The organism is Rhodococcus sp. USK10, assembly GCF_019378875.1.
GTDB lineage: Bacteria > Actinomycetota > Actinomycetes > Mycobacteriales > Mycobacteriaceae > Rhodococcus_F > Rhodococcus_F pseudokoreensis.
On the sequence record NZ_CP076048.1, the window covers coordinates 4,950,842 to 4,970,782 of the forward strand.

Genomic DNA, 19,941 nt, shown 5'->3' on the forward strand with positions numbered 1-19,941 from the left:
CGGGTCTGACACCCCCCGAACTAAAGGAACAGTCACATGACCTGGATGAAGCTCTCCGCCACCTCCGCAATGCACTGGCGCGTCATCGGCGTTCGCAACCATGAGGACGACACCCGAATCGTCAACGAGGTATACGGATTCGTCACCCGCTGCGCCGCGCAGGCCGTGCTCTACAACACCGACGACGAGGTGTCACTGGCGATGGCATCGGCCGTTGCGGGACCGTCCCGTGTTCACGTTCTGCTCGACGTCGCGGTCGAGGCGGGCCTGATGACTGAGTTCCCCCTATGCGGGCAGCGAAAATTCGCAATCAACCGGTACATCCTGGGTCCCCTGGCCGGGCCGCTGTGATCGTCGGCGCCCTCCCCGCGACCTATCCCACCGAGCATTGACAGGCGACCTGCATGTGGTTTCAGATCGACGACCAGTTCACCAACAACCGCAAGGCGCGGGCGTTGGCCGAACAGGCGTTGGAAGGACGGCTCCACGGCCTGGCCGCGATTGGGCTGTGGACGCTGTCCGGGTCCCAGTGCCAGGCGTCGAAGACCGATGGTGTGGTCTCCCGCGCCGACCTCGTCCGCCTCACCCTCAACGCCGGTATGGCCGACGAACTCTCGGCGCTCCTCGTCGACGTCGGACTCTGGCACGCCCCCGGCCACCGCTGCGAGCGGTGCCCCGCGGTCGCTGACGGAACATACCTATTTCACGATTGGTTCGATCTCGGGTACAACACCCGGGAACAGGTCAGCATCACCGAACGCAAACGGAAGGAACTCAAAGACGCACGAATCCACGCCCAGGTCTGGGCCCGCGACTGCATCGACCCCGCCAACCCCACGGTCGGACGGTGCCGCTACTGCGCCGTCGAGGTGAAGAAGAAAGACACCCGCTCACCCGACCGCCGACCGAACCTCGACCACGTCGACCCGAACCGGGCTGACGGCGTCCGCAACATCGTCCTCTCGTGCAGCGGTTGCAACAAGCACAAAGGCAACCGCACCCCCGCCGAAGCAGGGATGACCCTGCTCCCGGCACCCCGCGAACACACCACCCCCGAAGTCTCGCCGCAGCGCGCCGCCGCTGGGAACGTCTCGCCGGTCACCACCGACGCAGAGACCGCCTCGCAGGCCGCCACCGACGCAGAGACCCACGCCGGGACCGTGTCCGCCCCCACACCGTCGCCGACCACCGCGCCCGCTGGGACACCCAATGTCCCGCCGCACCAGGTGGCCGCTGACACCGTGGCCACGACGACGGACCAGACGCCGACCAACACCCGACCAGACACCGACCACATGAATCGAGGTGTCCCCGCGCGTGGGATGCGCGCGGGCGCGGGCCAGGCAGGGTCAGGGCAGGGTGAGGGTTTGGGTAGGGGTCAGGGGAAGGGTTTGGCAGGGTCACCGCCACCAGCTCCCGAACCTTCCTCCCGTCGTAAACGTCGTCGAGGCAAGGGCCGCGGGAAACCACAACCTCCCGTAACCCGAACTCCTGAACCCACACCCACAACTCCTCCCACCACCGAACCTGTCCCACCACGGTGGGACGCCGGTGAAGCACCTGATGTCCAAGTCCCCGGCACCCTCGGATCCCCGTGGCACGGATGGACCGGACCGCCCTCGACCGTCATCGACGAATCCACCTGCCCCGCCCACGGACTGCCCGACCCGTGCCGCAAGTGCATCCACACCCCAGGAGGTTCCTGTGGATAACTCACCCGCCGCGGTGAATCCTCACCTGTGCCGCACCGGCCCGTACTGCCGGGACGCCACCCACGGACCGCACACCACGAAGGACGGATGGCTCCCCGCCGTCACCACCCTGCCGAACACGCTGTGCCCGAAGTGCATGCGCGACGTCGCCGCCGCAGTCGGCGGGCTGTGGGACGACTACCTCGGACTGCACGGACTGATCCGGCACCCCTCCGCCGGACTCGGAAGCGAGATCCGGGCCAGCTCACCCACCCCACAAGTTCCGATCAACGTCCACGCCGACGCACTGATGGTTGAACTCGAAGAGGTGGCCGGCCGATGCGCCATCGCAATCACCATCGCCATCGGGCAAGACCCACCGAAGGGAACGTTCGCGATCGCCGCCAGCCTGGCGGTCATCGAACAGAACATCGACGTCCTGCTCGACGTGCCCAGCCACAAGGCGTGGGTGTGGAACCGGGCGGGCGACGGACGCGAGTGCATCGAACTCGACGGCATCGGATTGGCGCGGGCCCTGGTCGTCGTGCACCGCAAGGCACGGGAAGCCATCGGCGTCGACCGGCCCCGTGACCGGATGCCGGTGCCTTGCCCGAGATGCGAATCCCGCCAGCTCGTTCGCTTCCACGGAACCACCGACGTCACCTGCCAGTCCTGCCGGTCGACGTTCCCGGACACCCAGTACCAGCAACTGACCATGATCGGCGCGCAAGTGCTGAGTAAGGAATCGGCCCGATGACATTGCCGTGGCCATGGCCCGCAGACACCCAGCTCGACATCGCCCGACGACTGCTGCAGTCGTACCGCGAACAGCTCAAGTCGGTTGCCCCCGAGACCTGCACCCTGCTCGACAGCCAGGCCACCGAGTTCGGGCAGGGCTGGGTCGTCCCGAAGATCCAGACCGTCGACAGCGACGACCTTCTCACCGCAATCGAGGCGGCCGAGCTGATCGGCATGACTGCGCAAGCGATCTACCAGTGGGCATACCGGGGATACATACCCCGGAGGGAGGGGCCGGACGGGCGCACCCGGTACCGGGCAGGTGACGTCCTCGACCACGTCGAGACGGCGCGCCGCGCCCGCGCCGAGCGTCGAACTGGACAACCCCGCGACTAAACCGTTAGAGTTCTGCCACTGGCCGACGTGACTTCAGATCACGTTGGCCTTCGTGGTTTCCAGGGGAAATGCTGGAGGTGTCGATGGCCAGGACACCTGAGCAAGTCGCAGCGGACGAAGCGCTGACCGCAGCCATCCAGTCCGCGCTCACCGCCTACCACGGTGACGACTCCGCACTGCTGACCGAGTACGTCGTGGTCGGCGCGATGCGCGACTGGGATGACGATGGTGATCCGGTCACCAAGAGCTACACCGTCCCTCGTGACGGCCATGTCCCCATGCATCAGCTGCTCGGTCTGTCCGAGTATGCGTCGACTCGCTTCCGCAAGATCATCGCCGAGGACTGACGACTGCACCTCGACCGAGCACGTCGGCCCAATGCCTTGTTCGAGGGGAGGTCGAGATGAGCTACCGATCGGGCGGGCACAGCCGGACTGGTACGACGGCCCACCGGAGGTGGAGGCGGGCGGTGCTCCACCGGGACGGGTACCGGTGTCGGCAGTGCGGATACCAAGGCAGCCCACACGCGAAGCCCGCCGACGTCGAGGCCGACCACATCGTCAACGTCGCGGACGGCGGCGCCGAGTTCGACCTCGCCAACGGCCAGGCGCTGTGCGTGCCACACCACAAACGGAAGTCGGCAGCCGAGGCCGCGAAGGCGCGCACCGCCCGGAGTCGGCTCCGACCCATCCGCCGGCACCCCGGCCGGATCGACCCGCCGTCGAAGGGTGGGGGGACCCCCCTCCCCCCGGGTCCGAATGCCCACTAAGGGCATAGAGTCCCCCTGTATGTACGGGTTTTGATGTTTTTCCTGGTCAGAAATGGTTTCCGGAAAAAATGGCCCGGAAATATACCAGGACGCCCGAACGTCGATTTCGAGGGGTTTGCGGACCCTCCGAGAGCGGCCCGCCAGAACCGAGATCAGAGCCGTGCCTGTGAATAGTATTGCGCGACAGGCATATTCAAATGTTCGCGCATCCGGCGTCAGGGCCGTCGTGCAAAACGTGCACAAGTTGCGGAGGTGAACGCGATGGGCACACGGGGACCAGTCGGCAAGCGTGAGTCCGCGCGCACGCGCCGCAACAAGACCGACGACAACGGTGTCGAGACCAAGAAGGCGCCGGCCGCGGCGAAGGTACGAGTCCCGGCCGAGGACCGCGCGTGGCACTCGGTCGTCAAAGGCTGGTGGCGATCGCTGAAGGACTCCGGGCAGTCGGCATTCTTCGAACCGTCTGATTGGCAAGCTGCACGGATGACGGCGTCGTTCGCGTCGAAGGTGTTCAAGAAGCTCGACAACGCCGACGTGGACGATCTGAAGCGTCTGCGGCCGTCTGTGGCACAGGTGTGGACGATGATGGCCGATCTCGGCACGACGGAGGTTGCCCGCCGGCGTGTGCGAATCGAATTGATCCGCGCCGGAGAGGGCGACGAGCTCGACGCGGAGGTGGTTGACATTGCCGACTACCAGACGGATTACGGCGGCTGAGGCAACCACAGAGGATCTGCCACCGGGGTACTACATCGGGCCGTCAGAGCGCGATCACGGGGCTTGGCTGACGTTGCCTTGGCCCGGTGACCCGACACTGACCTGGGCACACCCAGAGCGCCTGGAGCTGTTGCCGCCATCGCTTGGCCCGGGCTTGGTTCGGTGGGCGCAGAAGTGGCTGGTGCACCCCCTCTCTGGTGCGCCGTGGCGGTACACGGTCGGGCAGAAGCGGTTCATGCATCTGTGGTACGCGTTCGACCCGGTCACGGGCCGGTGGCTGTACCGCTCGGGAGTAAAACGCGGCGCGAAGGGGACCGGTAAGGACCCCTTCGCCGCGTCGCTGTCGATGTGCGAGCTGTGTGGGCCGGTGAAGCTGCACGACTTCGACGGGAAGCGGGTTGTCGGCCGCCGGCATCGGATGTCGCTCGTGCAGATCGGAGCGAACTCCGAGGCGCAGGCGAAGAAGGTCCTCGGTGTCGCGAACGCGATGATCTCGCCACGGATGAAGCTCGCCTACGCGATCGATGACGGCATCACTCGGACGATGCTCGCGAACGGCTCCAAGATCGAGCTGCTCAAGGCGTCGGTGAAGTCGACCGAGGGTGACCCGCCCACGGCGTTGTTCTTGAACGAGTCGCATCATATGCTCGAGTCCAACGGTGGCCACGACATCGCAGCTGTCGCGCGCCGGAACATCGGCAAGTCGCCGAGAGACATTCAGGCGCGGCTGCTGGAGTTGACCAACGCCCACCACCAGGGCGCCGAGTCCGTTGCCGAGCTGTCCCACGATGCCTGGCAATCGCAGCTGACCGACCCGAACCAGAAAGTGGACATTCTCTACGACAGTCGTGAGGCACCGCCTCATCTGGCGGTGTGGGACGCCGAGCAATGCATGCAAGCGCTGCAGGCGTCCTACTCGGATGCCGAGTGGGCGGACCTCGAGCGGCTGCGGTCCGAGGCGCAGGACTCCCGAACGCAGGAGTCCGACGCAATTCGCTTCTACTACAACGGACTTGCCGCCGCCGAGGACTCGTGGATATCGCCGAAGAACTTCGCGGCGTTGACACGGGCCGGGACGAAGGTCGAACCGGGGGAGCAGATTGCGATGTTCCTGGACTGCTCGAAGTCGGGCGATGCCACGACGCTGTCCGGGTGCCGATTGAGTGACGGGCACGTGATGTCGCTGGGTCATTGGGCGCCCAAGCGGGGCGAGAACCCCGAGGGGTGGCTCGCACCGCGGGAGAAGGTCGATGCCGCGGCCCGGGAGGCGCTCGAGTCGTACAAGGTCGTGTGGTTCGGGATCGACCCATCCCCTGCGAAGGACGACGACACCGAGACGCTGTACTGGATGCCGACAATCGACGGCATCCACCGCGACTACCGCCGCAAGATCACCCTGTGGGCCACTCCTGGCGCCACGGGGCACTCGGTGCTGTTCGATATGCGCCTGTCCACACCCGGCTCGCGTGAACGTAACCGGGCCTTCACCCAGATGGCCATGCAGACCGCGCTCGACATCGACGGTCCTGCAGATGGTGAGCCGCCGGAGGTGCCTGTGTTCACTCACGACGGGGATCCGTTCCTGATGCGGCACGTCTACAACGCGAAGCTCCGGCCCAACCAGTGGGGTGTGTCGATCGGCAAGGTCAACCGGTCCTCGCGCAAGCTCGTCGACTACGCGGTCACGATGGTCGGCGCCCGGATGGGTGCGCGGATCGCTCTCAACAGCCCGAAGGTACGTCTGCCCTCCGGGCAGACGAGGAAGGCGGTGACACTGTGACCGTTGCACTGTCCCTCCGAGCACTGAAGTTGAGCGACGACGAAACCCGGCTGATGGGGAAGCTGCGGTCGGACCTCGCCTACTACGCCCGCAAGAACGAGAAGCGGTACGCGATGTACGAGGGGGAGTTTGTCGCCGATCAAATCGGTATCGCGGTGCCGCCGATGCTCAAGGACTGGCCGGTCAAGATCGGCTGGGGCACAACGATCATCGACGTCATCGCCGAGCGGATGAACTGGATCGCCTTCGAGTCGGCGGGCACGGATCTGCTCGGGCTCGACGAGATCGCGACGCAGAATCGGCTGGAGACGAAGGCGGACCGGGTCACCGAGAGCACGCTGGTCGCGGGGACCAGTTTCGTCGTCGTCGGCAAGGACAAGAACGGTGTCGCGATCGAGCCGAAGTCGCCCTCGGTGATGGCGGTTCAGCGCGACTACGTCACCGACCAGATCATCGCCGCCCTTCTGCAGGTGCGGACCCCGACCGGGGCCGTGCTGGCGGAGACGCTGTACCTGCCGGATCAGACCATCACCACGCAGGTCGGTCGTCACAATCGGATGACGGTGACCGGGCGGGACAAGCACAAACGCGGCGAGTGCCCGGTCGAGCAGTTCCGCAACCAGCCGAACGACTCGCACCCCGAGGGCCGGTCGCTGATCACCGCGCCGATCGAGTACACGATCTCCGCGGCGGCCCGCACCCTGCTGGGGATGGAGGTGCACCGGGAGTTCTTCGCCGCCCCGCAGCGCGCCGCGCTGGGTGCGGAACCGGAGGTCTTCGGCTTCGAGGAGTCGATGTCGCCGGAGGAGAAGTACGCCCTCGGGTGGGCGATCACCATGGGCCGGATGAATATCGTCCCGCCGATCGACGACGGGAACGGCAACGTCAGTGTGCCGACGATGCACGAGTTCAAGCCGTCGTCGCCCTCGGTGTACATCGACATCCTCAAGTACCTGTCGACGATGATCGCCTCCGACTCCGGTCTTCCGGCGTCGTACTTCGGGATCCTGACCGACAACCCGACCTCGGCGGATGCGAACAAGGCCCTCGAATCGCGGATCGAGCGCCGCTCCGGCGCGCGGAACAAGGAGAGCGGCTGGCATTGGATGAATGTCGCGCGCAAGGCGCTGCTGTGGCGTGACGGCCGGGTCGACGAGTCGGCGCTGGCGAAGATCCGGGTCAAGTGGGCGTCGCCGTCGACACCGACCCCCTCGGCGGCCGCGGACTCGGGGATGAAGCTCGTCTCCGCGAACATCCTGCCGGCGGACTCGAAGGTCACCTACGACCGCATCGGGCTGACCGATATGGAACAGGCCCAGCTCGCCGAGGAGAAGCGGCGGGCCACCGCCGCTGGTCTCGTCGAACGCGTCCGGGAAGCGGCGAATCAGGTCACCGATCCGGAGGTGACCTCGCTCGCCAGTAGACGTGTCCCGGTCGAGGACGCCTGATGGCGTCGCTCAGTGACCAGCGGGAGACCCTGGGCCACCTGAGCCTGCTCGCGGTCCAGGACATCACCGATCTGTGGCGTGATGCGTCGATGCTGGATCTGGACTCGCGGTCGTTCCGCGGGGTGATCCGGCAGGGTGTCCCGGAGCTGATCGACCCGTACGCGGCGACGGCCGGGGACCTCGCCGCGGCGTGGTACAACGAGGCCGCCCCGGAGCTGGCATACCGGGCGACACCCGCCGCGCTGCCGCCCAAGGAGCAGCTGACGGTGTCCTCGGCGTGGGCGCTGTACTCGGACGGCAAGGCGGCGTTGGCGCGGCTGTCGGGGCTCGCGCAGCGCACGATCTTCAACGCGCAGCGCGAGACCATCGTCGGGAACGTCCGGATGGAGACGGGGGCGCGGTGGGCGCGGCACGCGTCGGCGAACGCGTGCCCGTTCTGCAAGATGATGGCCACCCGGGGTGCGGTGTACAGCACCGAGGGCGCCGCCACGACCGTGGGCTCCGAGCGGTGGGAGCCGAAGCGGAATTCCAAGGGCCAGAGGGTCGGCGGTGACGTCGGCCGGCGGGCCCGCAGCCGCGGCAGCCAGGACCCGGGGGACCGGTACCACGATCACTGCCGGTGCATGGCCGTCGAGGTGCGCCCCGGTCGGTCCTACGAGCCCCCTCCGTACGTGGAGGAGTGGGAGCAGCAATACATCGACGCGGTCCGCGCCACCCCCGGAGTGGGCGAGTACGGCGCGATCGACGTCAAGGCCGTCCTCGCCCATATGGCGAAGAACGGATAACACAGACCCCCAGCGCCGCACGGTGCTGATTGATCCCGCACGGGAGTGAGAATCACATGAACAAGCACACGCTGTCTCTGCTCGTCGGCGCCGGTCTCGGTGTCGGTATCGCTGATCCGTTCAGCCCGGTCCGGTGGTGCGCCGCACGGCAGCACCCCCGGCGTGACCCTGAGGGGCACCCCAACGGCGGTGGTGGAAACGGTGGAGACGGCGGCGGTGCGGCCGGCGGCACCGGTACTGGTGGCGGTGAGCCGAACGGCGGCGGCCAGAAGAACGAGCCCGGGAAGAGCGGCGGCGGCTCCGCCCCTGATCCTGCACAGGATTGGGCGAAGCTGTTCGAGGGCCTGACACCTGCACAGGTGAAGGAAAAGCTCGACAACTCCCGCAAGTGGGAGGACCGCAGCAAGGAGAACTTCCCGAAGGCTCAGAAGTACGACGAGCTGGTGCAGGCGCTCACCGGTGATGGTGGCGGCGACCAGGAGCCCGACCCAGCCAAGCTCGCCTCCGATCTCAGTGCGTCGCAAAAGGTGACACGCGAAACGAAGGTCGAGAATGCGGTCCTGCGCACGGCCGGCGTTGCTGGGCCCGCTCTGGTGGACTCGCGTTCGTTCATGGCGAAGGTCAAGGATTTCGATCCGGCCGCCGCCGACTTCGAACAGCAGATCAAGGCCGCGATCGACACGCACCAGAAGGACAACCCCGACGCGGGCGGGTATGGGGCACAGATTGATCCGTACCTGCGGCACCCCGGATCCCTCAAGACCTCGACCCGAGAGTTGGGATCTTCCGAAGCCGACCGCCGGTTCGGCCCGAAAACCTAACCACCTCTGAAGGGGGTACTCATGAACAACAGCATCACGGTCAAGCGGACCGAGCACCAGGTGGAGAACCGCTCCTGGCTCGCCTCGGAACACGGCACCGACTACAAGCCGTCCGTCACCCTGGACGTGTCGAAGTTCACCGCGAACCTGCACTACCCGAAGGGTTTCATCCCCTCCGGTCTGGTGGTGGGCAAGGTGACCGCGACCAAGCGGTACGGGCCGTACGACCCGGCCGCCACCGATGGTCGCGAGATCGCTGCCGGGCACCTGTTCAACTCGGTGAACGTGATCGGTGAGACGAAGGTCAACAACGCCCTGCTGGTGCACGGGTTCGTCACCGAGTCCCGGCTGCCGGCCAACCACGGCCTCGACAACGCCGCGAAGGGACAGCTGCGGCTGGTCGGATACGAGACCCCGTACGTCCCGCCCGCCGAGGGCTGACCGCACCCCGGGCACATCTACCTTCCCTGACAGGAGTCCCACATCATGGCCATCTTTTTCGACGCTCCGGTTTCCCCGGATGCGCTGATCACCTTCGTCCGGCGCGTGCCGACACCGAGCGACAACGCTCTGTCCCGGCTGTTCCCGACCATCACCTCCGACAAGAACACGGTCGACTTCGCCGAGATCGTGCAGAAGAACCGCACCGCGAAGTACCGGTCGCCGGACGGCGCGATCCACGTCTCCGAGCGGGACGTCGGGTCCGAGATCCGGGTGCCGCTCGCGACGCTGTCGGACTCGCTCGGTCTCGGTGAGTACGAGCGCCTGCAGATGGAGTTCGCCCGTACCGGTGGCACGTTCAAGGAACGTCTGGTCGAGGCGGTCTACGACGACGCGGAGAACCTCACCCGGTATGTCCTCAACCGTGTCGAACTCGCCTGGGGTGATGTCCTCGCCGATGGCAAGCTGACCATCAACGAGGGCAATGGTTTCGAGGGCGAGGCCGACTACGGAATGCCCGAGAACCACGCGGTCGCCCCGGCCGGTGCCGCCTGGACGAACACCACGACCGCGGTTCCGCTGACCGACCTGCTCGCCTGGTCGGATGTCTGGAACGCCACCAACGGTTCCCGGCCGGCGAAGTTCCTGACCGGACTGAAGAACCTGCGTCTGCTGCAGAAGAACAAGGAGATCATCGACGCCGTCCACGGCGCGACTCAGGGCCGCACGCGCGTCACCCTGACGGAGCTGACCGATCTCCTCGCCTCCGAAGGTCTGCCGACGCCGTTGGCGCCGTACGACACGCAGCTGTCGGTCGACAACGTCAACACCCGTGTGTACCCCGAGAGCAAGGTGTCCTTCCTGCCCGAGAACCTCGAGGACCTCGGGCACATGCGGTACGGGCTCACGGCGACGGCCCTCGAGCTGCTCGAAGCGCAGAAGACCGAGTACTCCTTCTCGGAGGCCCCGGGCATCGTGGGTGTGGTCGTCAAGGGTGGTGAACCGGCGTTCCGGAAGCACACCTACGTCGACGCGGTCGGGCAGCCGGTCCTCACCGACGCCAAGAAGCTCATGGTCGCGGTGGTGTCCTGATGGCGGGCACACTGCGCAGATACGTCACCGTCGAGGACCAGGACGGCAACCCGGTTCAGTTCGGGCCCGCCGACCAGGTCCCGGACTGGGCGGCCGCGAAGATCACCAACCCCGCCGCCTGGGCCGAGGTCGACCCACCCGAGGACATCGACGGCGACCAGAACCGTCCCGCCGCGCCGAAGCGGCGCGGCCGCGCCCCAAAGGCGGTCGACGATGGTCCTGGCGACGAGAACTGACCTCCGAAACCGGTTGGGCCGGGACTTGACTACTGACGAGGACGCCCGCGTCGAGGGTCTCCTAGAGGAGGCATCCGGGTTGGTGGAGGGCTACTGTAAACGGCTCTTCACCGACCCGGTGCCCCGCACGGTGGCCGTGCGCACGTCCCGGATGGTCGCCCGGGTGTTTGGTGTCGACGACGAGGACGTCGAACCCGCCCTCGAATCGGAGCAGGCGTCGGCCGGGTCGTTCCAGCTCACCCGCAAGTTCGGGTCGGACGCCCTGTCCGGCGGCCCGTGGCTGTCCGGGTCCGACAAGGTCGCCCTGCGCCCGTACCGGCGGCAAGGTGTGGTCAGCGTGGCGACATGGTGAGGCGAGTCTTCGCCTGCAAGATCCCGATCCAGTACGAGGAGTTCACGGAGACCGGCGGCGAGGACGAGAACGGCAACGCCGTCTCCGCCCTGCTGCCGGCAGTGGAACGGAAGATCTTCGGCGCCGAACCGCCCACCTCGAACGAACCGCAACTGGTCGGCCACGACCGGGTGATCGTGCAGATCAAGATGTACGCCGACGCCGACGACGACTACCACCCCCGGGACGTCGTCACCCTGCCGCGGTTCGGACGCCTCGAGGTCATCGGATTCCCGGAGGACCCGAATCTCAACCGGTGGTGGCAGCCGGGACTGATCACCGTCAATCTCCGAAGGGTGGTGGGGTAATGGCCAAGCAGCTCAGGGTCGTTCACGGTCTCAGCAAGACGGACGACACCTTCTCCGCTGATTCAGGGTTCGACGTCGACGACACCGGGGTGCTCGTCATCAAGTCAGCGACCGGCCAGCACGTCAAGGTCTACAACCGCGATGCGTGGGCGGCTGCCTCTTACGAGGACGTCGAGCGATGAGGTTCAGACCCAACCCGAACGCGCTGTACGAGGTGCGGCGACTCCCCGCCACACAGGCATGGGTGCGCGAGACCTGCCAGCGGATCGCCGACGCGTGCGGCGACGGCTACTCGTGGTCCGATCAGCAGGGCCGCCGCAACCCCTCGGGCCGGTGGCGTGGCGTGGTCGCCGCGCACTCATACCAGGCCCGGCTGGACAACGCCCGCAACAACACCCTGGTGCGTGCGCTAGCCCGGGGACGCCGATGACCGTCGACTACTGGGGTGAGGCCCCGGCCGCGCAGCCGGTGATCGTCGCCGCGCTCAAGGCGGGTCTCACCGCCGTCGGCGACCCGGCCCACGTCGGGTCGAAGGCACCACGCAACACCTCGGACCCGTCCGCGCCCCGGATCCGCATCCAGCGAATCGGCGGCGGCGAAGAGAGTTTCGCCATCGATGCGCCACTGCTGCTGATCGAGTGCTGGGACCCGAGCGAGGCGGAAGCCGAACGGCGAGCGAACCGCGTCATCCGGATCCTGAAGGAATCAGCGGGCCGGCGGTTCGCCGGCGGCTACATCCACCGATGGCAACTCATCTCGGGACCGGTGAACAACCTGGACCCCGACACCAGCAGCGAGCGGTTCCAACTCACCGGTGTCCTCGCCCTCGCCATCGAATAACCACACCGCACCACCAGGTTCTTGGCCCGGTGCATCAATGCCTGAGAGGGGCAAAACAATGGCTGTGAATGTTCAGAACGCGTTCGTCGGTCGCCCGCCGATCGACGGCGGCGTCTACCACCGCGCACCACTCGGCACGCCGAGGCCGACCGATGCGCTCTCCGCGCTCGATCCCGCATACCTCGATCACGGCGCGGTTGGCGAGGACGGGGTCGCGGTCAACCAGACCCGTGACACCACCGACGTCAAGATGATGGGTGGCGAGACGTTCGTCAACGTCCAGACCAACTACGACGAGCAGGTCGTCATCACGATGATGGAGACCGACCGTCCCGCGGTGCTGGCCACGACGTTCGGTGACCAGAACGTGGAGATCGTCCCGGCGACCGCGCAGCACGGTCTGCAGAAGACGATCTACCACACCTCCGAACCGCTGCCGATCTCGCACCACGTCATCGACACGGTCTACGGGATCAAGACCAAGCGGTACTACATCGACCTCGGTCAGGTGATCAACCTCGCGGAGGTCAAGGACCTGCACTCCGACGCCACCAAGTACACGCTCACGATCAAGACGTACAAGCCTCTCGCGGTGGAACTCAAGGGCGGAAACGTCGTCGAGTACCGCGACGACGGCGCCGTACCCGCCGTTCCGGTCCTGAGCACCCTGTCCCCGGCGAGCGTCGGGACCGCCGGCGGCGACCTGGTGACCATCACCGGCTCCGGATTCCTGGGCACCACGCTCGCCAAGGTCGGAACCGACACCGTCGAGCACGCTGTCGTCAACGACTCGACCCTGGTGATCGTGGTACCGGCGCACGCCGCCGGTACGGCGAACGTCGTGGTCACCAACGCGACGGGCGCGTCGGCGCCGAAGGCTCTGACCTTCGCGTAAGGACTCACCCGGCGGGGGTGCTTCACACCCCACTGCACCGGGCCCACCTCCGCCGGGTGGGACCCCTGGGCCCGGTCGCAACCCCTTTCCCTGACATCACGAGAGGCCTGGTGCACACATGGCTACCCACCGCATTACCTCCGCGCACGCGGAGAAGAGCAAGGTTCAGATCGAGTTCGAGACCGAGGACGGCGCAGTTCACACCCTCAATGTCCCGAAGTGGCATTACCGCCCGAAAGCTGTTGTCCTCGAAAGCAAGAAGTGGATCAAAGAACAGAAGGAACTGTTCAAGGAGGGCGAGCGCGACGACGAGGCCACCGAGATCGAGTTGATGCTGTTCACGCTCAGCCTGATCGACCCCGAGAACTACCTCCTCGTCGATGACCTGACCATCGGCGAGCAGTACGAGATCTGGCAGGTCTGGTCCGGTGACATCCCGGTGACCGAGGGGGAATCGACTGCCTCCTCCGACTCCTAGAAGACAGGAGCACGGAGGGGGCTTTGCAGTCCGATCTCCTCGACCGTGGCCGGTCACTCGAGGATCTCGGAGACACGCTCTCGTGGTGGGACCTGTGGTGCATCGTCGAGCATCTTCCGGCCACGTCGGCGTACCGGCGTCTGGTCGACCCAGACGGCATCTATCGCACCGAGGAAATGCTTCTGGCGATCCTCACCGCGGACGGCGCCCGGGGCGGAAACGCGCTGTGGCAAACGCTGATCGCCGCACCACTCGCGTCCCAGAGCGCGGCCGGTGACGCGGAGGACAAACCCGCGAAAGTGACCGACATCCGCGCCGAACTGGCGCGACGGCAAGCCGACTTCGCTGCGCAGGAGGCAACGAAATCGGTTTCGTGACAACAACATAGTGGAGGTGCCCCGTGCCCGGTGGTGTGGAACTCGGAACCGGCTATCTGAGCATCGTCGCCGACACCCGGCAGATGCCCGGACAGATCACCGCCGGTCTGGCGAATGCTCAGGTCAGCGCGGACAAGTCCGGGCGTGGAATGGGCAGCAAGCTCGCCACCGGTCTCGGGGCCACACTGAAGGTCGGTGCCGCGGCCGCCGGCGCCGGTGTCGCCGCAGTGCTCGGCACCGCCCTGACCCATGGCATGTCCCGCGTCGTCGCGATCGATGATGCGAAGGGAAAGCTCGCCGGTCTCGGGCACACCGCCGAGGGCGTGCAGACCATCATGGATTCCGCGCTCGCGTCGGTGAAGGGCACCGCGTACGGTCTCGGCGACGCGGCCGGTATCGCGGCGTCCGCGGTGGCCGCCGGTATCAAGCCCGGTGAGGACCTGACGAGGTACCTCAAGCTGACCGGGGACGCGGCCACCATCGCGGGATCCTCCCTCGGGGAGATGGGCTCGATCTTCAACAAGGTCCAGACCTCGGGCAAGGCCTACACCGACAACCTGAACCAGCTGGCTGACCGGGGCATCCCGATCTTCCAGTGGCTCCAGGACGAATACGGTGTCACCGCCGAAAGCCTGTCGGACATGGTCAAGGAAGGCAAGGTCGACGCCGAGACCTTCAACAAGGTCATCCAGGACAACATCGGTGGTGCCGCACTCGAATCCGGCAAAACCCTGCGCGGCTCCTTCGCGAACATGAAGGCCGCCCTCGGGCGCGCCGGGGCCGCGGTGATCGAACCGTTCCTGCCCATGATGAAGGCCGGGCTCGGAAAGGTCATGGAGTTCACCGACAAGGTGACCCCACATCTGAAGGCCGGCGCCGAGAAAGCCGCGGCCGGTCTGACCGAGATGGGTCAGGCGTTCATGACCTCGGGTGCCTCGATCGACGGACCCGCCACCAAAATGGAGAAGTTCGGCGTCAAGGCCCGCGAGGTCGTCGACGGACTGCGCGGAGTCTGGTCGATCCTCGCCAACGGCGAGTTCCAGGGCTCCGAGATGACATTCGGGCTCGCAGAGGACTCGAAGGTCGTCGACATCCTGTTCCGGATCCGCGAAGGGGCGCAGGCGCTCTGGGAGGTCGTCAAGTCCCCGTCCGGTGAGAAGTTCACCGAGTTCCTCGACACCGTTCGCGGTGCCGGTGACGGCGCATCGGAGACGATAGGCAAGGTCGAGTCGGGCGCGAACACCCTCACCGATGTCCTGAAGTCGGTCGGCTCGGTGGCAGCGGAAGGCGGGCTCGCGCTCGCCTCCCTCGGTGGCGACACCGCAGCCGTCGCGGTGACCGGGATCAAGGCGCTCGGCAACGTGATGGGGTTCTTCGCCGACCACACCGGCCTGGCGACCACAGCCCTCGCGGGATTGGCCGCCGGATTCGCGATCGCCCAGGTCGCCGAGACCGGATTCCACATGGCGAGGGTCGCGACAGCGATCATGATGCCGGCGGACATCGCCTCACGTATGGCGATGACTGCCGCGATCAAGGCGCAGACCGCCGTCATGCGTGCCCACATCGTCGCCCTCGGCGGCGAGGCACCGATCCAGCAGCTCACAACCCGCCAGCGCATCGCGGCCACCATCGCACGGCAGCGGGAAGCAGCGGCCACCGCAGCGTCGACCACCGCGCTGATGGCGTACGCGAACGCTCAGAGGGCCGCAGCGGTCAACTCCGGGATGTTCGTCGGCGGCATGCAGCGCGGTGCTGCGGGTGTCGCGACCCTCGGCGCGAAGGCTCAGGGCGCCGCGTCCTCGGGGCTGGCGAGCCTGCGGTCGGGCCTGTCGTCGATGGCCAGTGTCGTCGGCGGCCCCGTGGTCCTCGGCCTCGCGGCCGCCGCGATCGGTATCGGCGCGTTCGTGTCGGCGTCGGGCAACCTGAACCGGAAGCTTGAGGAAAACCAGGGCGCGGCAGGCAAGTACGCGAAGTCGATCGTCGAGTTCCGGTCCAATCTGGCCGATGCCTTCGGACAGTCCGAGGGCCGCATCGACAGCGGTGTGAAGTCGGCGGTGTCCGGCCAGCTGCAGGTGATCGAACAGGACCTCGACGACGCGGCGAAGCGGATGCCGAGCAAGTGGGAGGGCGTCACCGCATTCTTCAAGGAATCGTTCAGCTTCGGCCAGGGCAACCAGATCGGCGACGCTCTCGGCCTGAAGGACGCCGGCGAGGACGCGATCAAGGCGCAAGCCGCGCTCGAGCACCTCGACCTGAGTCAACGTGACCTCGCGACCGCGGTCACGGGAAGCTCGACTCAGTGGGAAGCCTTCCGCGCGACACTGCTCAAGTCGGGCGAGGGCGGCCAGATCCTCGTCGACAAGTACTCGCAGGTGCGGGCCGAGATCATCGAATCGCAGTCGTCCGCCGGCCGGTTCAAGACCTCGCTCGACGACATCAACACCGGCGCCGTGTCCGCGGCCACCGGAGTCGACAGTCTGACGGCGTCGATGGGCCGACTGCGCGGCGACCAGATGACCGCCGAGGACGCCCAGCAGCGGGTGAACGACGCGCTGCGCGGCTTCTCCGACGCCGCCGCGACCGCAGGGTCCGGTGTGGTCGACGCGAGCGGAAAGATCAACACCGCCACGTCCGCCGGTTCGCAGCTGTACAACCAGATGAAACAGGTGCAGTCCGCGTTCGACCAGGCGGGCGCGACCGCGTACCAGTCCGCGATCCAGCAGGGGCAGTCGCAGCAGCAAGCTGCGGCGGTCGCCGAGCAGGCCGGGCTCCGCGTCCGGGACGAGTTCATTCGTCAGCGCGTGGAATCTGGCATGGCGCTCGACAAGGCCATCGCTCTCGCCAACCAGTACGGGCTGTTCCCCGAGACGATCCCGACGCACATCGCGCTCACGGGCGCCGATGAGGCCGCGACGAAGCTCGGCTACATCGGCACCTTGCTGGACAACCTGACCAAGCCCCGCACGGTACCGACACCGACTCCGCAGGTGACGGTTCCCTCCGCGGGGGAAGGGCTGGGCGGGCCGAGCCTGAACTTCAACGTCCCGCAGAACGCGGACGGTGGCACGATCACCGGGCCCGGTGGCCCGCGTCAGGACAAGGTCCTCGGTCTCGACAAGGCCACGAGGATCCCGACGTCGTGGGTCTCACCAGGCGAGGAAGTGACGAACGCGAAGTCGGCGAGCAAGTGGCGCTGGCTCCTCAAAGCCGTCAATTGGGACGATCCGTGGCTGGACAAGGCCCTGCCGAAGCACGCAGACGGTGGCACCGTCGGCGAAGCCCTGGACGCCGTCCGCAGCGTCGACGGCAACCAGTACCTCCTCGGTGGTGTCGGCCCGGAGCGGTTCGACTGCTCGGGTCTGATCGGCTGGGTGCAGCAGATCCTGATGGGTCTGGGCAAGACGACTAAGCGGATCTACACCACATACTCGATCACCGACGGGCAGACCGCGGGGTTGGTGCGCGGGTTGTCGTCGACGTCGCCGTTCAACGTCGGTGTCTCGCAGGAGCACATGGCCGCCACCTTGGCTGGTCACGCGGTCGAGTCCGGTGGTGCTCATGGCAGCTCGGGTCTCGACGGTGGCCGAGCGAAGGCGGAGGACGCGCAGTTCCCGTTCAAGTACCACCTGCCGGTCGAGATGATCGCCGGCGGATTCGACGAGAGCGGGGCCGCGGGGTCCTATGACGGACTGTCCTCGTCGCGGACCTCGTCCGCGACACGGTGGACCAAGAAGGACCAGCTCGCGCTCGAGTCCGCCAAGGTCGCGGTCACACAGGCGGAGGAGGCTCGCGACAAGGTCAACGCGAACGAGAAGAAGTCCGACGCCGACCGTCAGCAGGCTCAGCTGCGGGTGGAAAAGGCGGTGGAGAAGGTCGAGCGTCTCGAGGCCAAGCGCAACGAGGCGAACCAGACCGGAACCTACGAACCGGCACCGGATCTCGCCGGGGAGATGGACGAGGACTCGATCACGTTGCGGCGCGCGGAGATGGCCATCACCGAGGCGGAATTGCAGCGGGACGACACCTACAACGACCCCGATGCCACACAGGACGACAAGGAGAAGGCAGACCTCGACGTCTTCGACGCCCGGAACCGCTTGAAGGAGACGCAGAAGCGGATCCTCGAGGAGGGCAACAAGAAGTCGGATAAGTCGGACAACGCCCGGGTCAAATCGGTGAAGGAGATCGGTCAGGACCTGACCGGCATCCTGATCGACGGCGTGTTCGACGAGCTGGGCCTCAGTGGATCGGTGTTCGCCGACCCCAGCAGGCTCACCGAACCGGACACCGGTGACACCGGTGGATACACCACGCGGGAGCTCGCGAAGCCGCTCAAGTCCGGTGGTGACGGTGCGGCGTCGCCGAGTTTGGACAAGATCAACGAGCTGAAGGCGATTCCGGCGCCGATGACTATCGGCAACAAGGACGCGCTGACGCAGCTGCCGTTCACTCCGGGGTTCCAGACTGCGGAGGAGACGATGCGTCTGTTCTCCGGTGCCTACGACGGCACCGGGTTCGATACGGAGATTCCGTGGATGAACCAGACCATCGCGGCCGCGGCTGACGCGAAGTTGATCAATGACCTGATGCAGAAGGCCAATCCGTTCGACCGCGGGGGTCGGGCGTCCGGTGTCGGTCTGTTGCAGAAGGACATCATCGCGCCCGAGCGGGTCCTCGAACCGCGGACCACCGTGAACTTCGAGCGGCTCACCAACGTCCTCGACCGCGGCCAGGTCCTCGACCAACTCGACCCGTCAACGCCCCCGTTCGGTGGCGGCGGAGGCGGTAATACCTTCGCTCCGCAGTTCCACGGCACCGACAACGCGGAGATGTTCCGAATGTTCGAGAAGTGGTTCCGGGACATCCAACGCGGTGGCGGACAGCCGACCCGCGCGCGCACATCTAGGAGGCGTTGATGGGCCACGACCTCGCATATCGCGGTGTGGACGAAGCACAGTCGCTGTGGCATCTCTACGGAACGAAAGCGGCTGCGGAGAATGTGGGTTTGCTCGACCACGCCAAGGGCCTGTATCTGCCCCCCGGCAAGCTGATCATGTCGAAGGGCGCGTATCAGGTCGGTGCGACACCACGCAAGACCGTGGAGGACGAGCGCGTCGTCGAGATGCTCATCGGCACACGCGGTGCCACCAGTCGGATCCACGATCGTGTGGAGTCCGACTGGTGGGGCTCGTGGTCAATGCTCGAACCGGGACGCCTCGAGGCGGACGGCGGTGAGCGGTGGCTCGACGTTCGGATACTCGAATGGCCGGACGACCCCTGGACGATCCACCCCGAGGTGAACCACTTCATGTCTCACGACATGCGGATCGTCGCGTGCAACCCGGCGTGGCAGGGCGGCATGCGCCCCAGTATCGAGGTCACCGGTACCGGGGTGCTCACCATCCCCGGGATCACCAACCTGACCGACCGCGACATGTGGCTCAACGTCGTCGGCACCGGCGGCGGGACCGTAAAGATCCAAGACGGACTCTCGTCGCGGATCATCACAATCCCGCAGCCATTGACCGAGGGGTGGAAGGTCTACACCGACCCACAGCAACGCACCCTCGAAGTCGACAGCGGGCTGCCGCTGTGGCCGGACATCATGCGGGGCATCACATTCCGATCGCCGATCCCGCCGGGAACCGAAAACGCGTCGATCACCGTGCAGGTGTCGAGCACGGCGACGGTGCGCGCGGAAATGATCGACCAGTACTCGCGTCCGTGGGGGTGAT

At 66.6% G+C, this 19,941-nt stretch carries 24 protein-coding genes; all 24 read left to right on the forward strand.

Going from position 1 to position 19,941, the window contains the following annotated elements; translation table 11 throughout:
• Window positions 1–36 precede the first annotated feature (36 nt).
• The 24 genes from I1A62_RS29960 to I1A62_RS30075 all read left to right on the forward strand — a co-directional run bounded on the left by I1A62_RS29960 (window position 37) and on the right by I1A62_RS30075 (window position 19,940).
• The gene (locus I1A62_RS29960; RefSeq protein ID WP_219455892.1) at window positions 37–351 is read left to right on the forward strand and encodes a hypothetical protein; all 315 of its coding nucleotides are present in this window, start codon (window positions 37–39) and stop codon (window positions 349–351) included.
• Between the two features lie 53 nt (window positions 352–404).
• Complete coding sequence (locus tag I1A62_RS29965; RefSeq protein ID WP_219455894.1) at window positions 405–1,712, forward strand: HNH endonuclease domain-containing protein; 1,308 nt, start codon at window positions 405–407, stop codon at window positions 1,710–1,712.
• Window positions 1,705–2,448, forward strand: coding sequence for a hypothetical protein (locus I1A62_RS29970; protein ID WP_219455895.1), 744 nt, complete (start codon window positions 1,705–1,707; stop codon window positions 2,446–2,448). Before I1A62_RS29965 ends, I1A62_RS29970 begins: the two co-directional genes overlap by 8 nt.
• Window positions 2,445–2,825: an AlpA family transcriptional regulator gene (locus tag I1A62_RS29975; RefSeq protein ID WP_219455897.1), complete on the forward strand. Its 381-nt coding sequence runs from the start codon at window positions 2,445–2,447 to the stop codon at window positions 2,823–2,825. Before I1A62_RS29970 ends, I1A62_RS29975 begins: the two co-directional genes overlap by 4 nt.
• 83 nt (window positions 2,826–2,908) lie before the next feature.
• On the forward strand, window positions 2,909–3,172 hold the full coding sequence (locus tag I1A62_RS29980) for a hypothetical protein (RefSeq protein ID WP_219455899.1): 264 nt from the start codon (window positions 2,909–2,911) through the stop codon (window positions 3,170–3,172).
• Window positions 3,173–3,294: 122 nt separating this feature from the next.
• Entirely contained in the window at window positions 3,295–3,594 is a 300-nt protein-coding gene (locus tag I1A62_RS29985; protein ID WP_219455901.1) for an HNH endonuclease, read from the forward strand.
• 252 nt (window positions 3,595–3,846) lie between these two features.
• Window positions 3,847–4,311: a hypothetical protein gene (locus I1A62_RS29990; RefSeq protein ID WP_374710710.1), complete on the forward strand. Its 465-nt coding sequence runs from the start codon at window positions 3,847–3,849 to the stop codon at window positions 4,309–4,311.
• Between the two features lie 181 nt (window positions 4,312–4,492).
• Window positions 4,493–6,091, forward strand: a complete 1,599-nt coding sequence (locus tag I1A62_RS29995) for a terminase (protein WP_257890579.1) — start codon at window positions 4,493–4,495, stop codon at window positions 6,089–6,091.
• A complete protein-coding gene (locus I1A62_RS30000; RefSeq protein ID WP_219455902.1) occupies window positions 6,088–7,539 on the forward strand; it encodes a phage portal protein in 1,452 nt (483 codons plus the stop codon). Before I1A62_RS29995 ends, I1A62_RS30000 begins: the two co-directional genes overlap by 4 nt.
• Window positions 7,539–8,324, forward strand: coding sequence for a hypothetical protein (locus I1A62_RS30005; RefSeq protein WP_219455904.1), 786 nt, complete (start codon window positions 7,539–7,541; stop codon window positions 8,322–8,324). The genes I1A62_RS30000 and I1A62_RS30005 overlap by 1 nt, the downstream gene beginning before the upstream one ends.
• Before the next feature lie 56 nt (window positions 8,325–8,380).
• On the forward strand, window positions 8,381–9,145 hold the full coding sequence (locus I1A62_RS30010; protein ID WP_219455906.1) for a hypothetical protein: 765 nt from the start codon (window positions 8,381–8,383) through the stop codon (window positions 9,143–9,145).
• 21 nt (window positions 9,146–9,166) lie between these two features.
• A complete protein-coding gene (locus tag I1A62_RS30015; RefSeq protein WP_219455907.1) occupies window positions 9,167–9,586 on the forward strand; it encodes a head decoration protein in 420 nt (139 codons plus the stop codon).
• Between the two features lie 45 nt (window positions 9,587–9,631).
• Entirely contained in the window at window positions 9,632–10,678 is a 1,047-nt protein-coding gene (locus I1A62_RS30020; RefSeq protein ID WP_219455909.1) for a major capsid protein, read from the forward strand.
• On the forward strand, window positions 10,678–10,914 hold the full coding sequence (locus I1A62_RS30025) for a hypothetical protein (RefSeq protein ID WP_219455910.1): 237 nt from the start codon (window positions 10,678–10,680) through the stop codon (window positions 10,912–10,914). Before I1A62_RS30020 ends, I1A62_RS30025 begins: the two co-directional genes overlap by 1 nt.
• A gap of 25 nt (window positions 10,915–10,939) precedes the next feature.
• Window positions 10,940–11,266 (forward strand): hypothetical protein, encoded by a 327-nt coding sequence (locus I1A62_RS30030; RefSeq protein WP_219455912.1) that lies wholly within the window; start codon window positions 10,940–10,942, stop codon window positions 11,264–11,266.
• Entirely contained in the window at window positions 11,260–11,613 is a 354-nt protein-coding gene (locus I1A62_RS30035; RefSeq protein WP_219455914.1) for a hypothetical protein, read from the forward strand. Before I1A62_RS30030 ends, I1A62_RS30035 begins: the two co-directional genes overlap by 7 nt.
• Window positions 11,613–11,795 (forward strand): hypothetical protein, encoded by a 183-nt coding sequence (locus I1A62_RS30040; protein WP_219455916.1) that lies wholly within the window; start codon window positions 11,613–11,615, stop codon window positions 11,793–11,795. Before I1A62_RS30035 ends, I1A62_RS30040 begins: the two co-directional genes overlap by 1 nt.
• The gene (locus I1A62_RS30045) at window positions 11,792–12,043 is read left to right on the forward strand and encodes a hypothetical protein (RefSeq protein WP_219455918.1); all 252 of its coding nucleotides are present in this window, start codon (window positions 11,792–11,794) and stop codon (window positions 12,041–12,043) included. Before I1A62_RS30040 ends, I1A62_RS30045 begins: the two co-directional genes overlap by 4 nt.
• Window positions 12,040–12,453, forward strand: a complete 414-nt coding sequence (locus I1A62_RS30050) for a hypothetical protein (RefSeq protein ID WP_219455920.1) — start codon at window positions 12,040–12,042, stop codon at window positions 12,451–12,453. Before I1A62_RS30045 ends, I1A62_RS30050 begins: the two co-directional genes overlap by 4 nt.
• A gap of 58 nt (window positions 12,454–12,511) precedes the next feature.
• Complete coding sequence (locus I1A62_RS30055; RefSeq protein WP_219455921.1) at window positions 12,512–13,348, forward strand: IPT/TIG domain-containing protein; 837 nt, start codon at window positions 12,512–12,514, stop codon at window positions 13,346–13,348.
• 118 nt (window positions 13,349–13,466) lie between these two features.
• Window positions 13,467–13,826 carry a hypothetical protein gene (locus tag I1A62_RS30060; RefSeq protein ID WP_219455923.1) on the forward strand — a complete coding sequence of 120 codons (360 nt, stop codon included), beginning with the start codon at window positions 13,467–13,469 and terminating at the stop codon, window positions 13,824–13,826.
• A 23-nt stretch (window positions 13,827–13,849) separates the two neighbouring features.
• The gene (locus I1A62_RS30065) at window positions 13,850–14,203 is read left to right on the forward strand and encodes a hypothetical protein (protein WP_219455925.1); all 354 of its coding nucleotides are present in this window, start codon (window positions 13,850–13,852) and stop codon (window positions 14,201–14,203) included.
• A gap of 23 nt (window positions 14,204–14,226) precedes the next feature.
• Window positions 14,227–19,122 carry a tape measure protein gene (locus I1A62_RS46605; RefSeq protein WP_257890580.1) on the forward strand — a complete coding sequence of 1,632 codons (4,896 nt, stop codon included), beginning with the start codon at window positions 14,227–14,229 and terminating at the stop codon, window positions 19,120–19,122.
• Window positions 19,122–19,940 carry a hypothetical protein gene (locus tag I1A62_RS30075; protein ID WP_219455927.1) on the forward strand — a complete coding sequence of 273 codons (819 nt, stop codon included), beginning with the start codon at window positions 19,122–19,124 and terminating at the stop codon, window positions 19,938–19,940. Before I1A62_RS46605 ends, I1A62_RS30075 begins: the two co-directional genes overlap by 1 nt.
• Window position 19,941: the final 1 nt, after the last annotated feature.

Excerpts from the sequence above, each read along its gene's own strand:
- I1A62_RS29960 (WP_219455892.1), top strand. The coding sequence starts at position 37 with ATGACCTGGATGAAGCTCTCCGCCACCTCCGCAATGCACTGGCGCGTC.
- I1A62_RS29965 (WP_219455894.1), top strand. The coding sequence starts at position 405 with ATGTGGTTTCAGATCGACGACCAGTTCACCAACAACCGCAAGGCGCGG.
- I1A62_RS29975 (WP_219455897.1), top strand. The coding sequence starts at position 2,445 with ATGACATTGCCGTGGCCATGGCCCGCAGACACCCAGCTCGACATCGCC.
- I1A62_RS29980 (WP_219455899.1), top strand. The coding sequence starts at position 2,909 with ATGGCCAGGACACCTGAGCAAGTCGCAGCGGACGAAGCGCTGACCGCA.
- I1A62_RS30005 (WP_219455904.1), top strand. The coding sequence starts at position 7,539 with ATGGCGTCGCTCAGTGACCAGCGGGAGACCCTGGGCCACCTGAGCCTG.
- I1A62_RS30010 (WP_219455906.1), top strand. The coding sequence starts at position 8,381 with ATGAACAAGCACACGCTGTCTCTGCTCGTCGGCGCCGGTCTCGGTGTC.
- I1A62_RS30015 (WP_219455907.1), top strand. The coding sequence starts at position 9,167 with ATGAACAACAGCATCACGGTCAAGCGGACCGAGCACCAGGTGGAGAAC.
- I1A62_RS30020 (WP_219455909.1), top strand. The coding sequence starts at position 9,632 with ATGGCCATCTTTTTCGACGCTCCGGTTTCCCCGGATGCGCTGATCACC.
- I1A62_RS30025 (WP_219455910.1), top strand. The coding sequence starts at position 10,678 with ATGGCGGGCACACTGCGCAGATACGTCACCGTCGAGGACCAGGACGGC.
- I1A62_RS30035 (WP_219455914.1), top strand. The coding sequence starts at position 11,260 with ATGGTGAGGCGAGTCTTCGCCTGCAAGATCCCGATCCAGTACGAGGAG.
- I1A62_RS30040 (WP_219455916.1), top strand. The coding sequence starts at position 11,613 with ATGGCCAAGCAGCTCAGGGTCGTTCACGGTCTCAGCAAGACGGACGAC.
- I1A62_RS30045 (WP_219455918.1), top strand. The coding sequence starts at position 11,792 with ATGAGGTTCAGACCCAACCCGAACGCGCTGTACGAGGTGCGGCGACTC.
- I1A62_RS30050 (WP_219455920.1), top strand. The coding sequence starts at position 12,040 with ATGACCGTCGACTACTGGGGTGAGGCCCCGGCCGCGCAGCCGGTGATC.
- I1A62_RS30055 (WP_219455921.1), top strand. The coding sequence starts at position 12,512 with ATGGCTGTGAATGTTCAGAACGCGTTCGTCGGTCGCCCGCCGATCGAC.
- I1A62_RS30060 (WP_219455923.1), top strand. The coding sequence starts at position 13,467 with ATGGCTACCCACCGCATTACCTCCGCGCACGCGGAGAAGAGCAAGGTT.
- I1A62_RS30075 (WP_219455927.1), top strand. The coding sequence starts at position 19,122 with ATGGGCCACGACCTCGCATATCGCGGTGTGGACGAAGCACAGTCGCTG.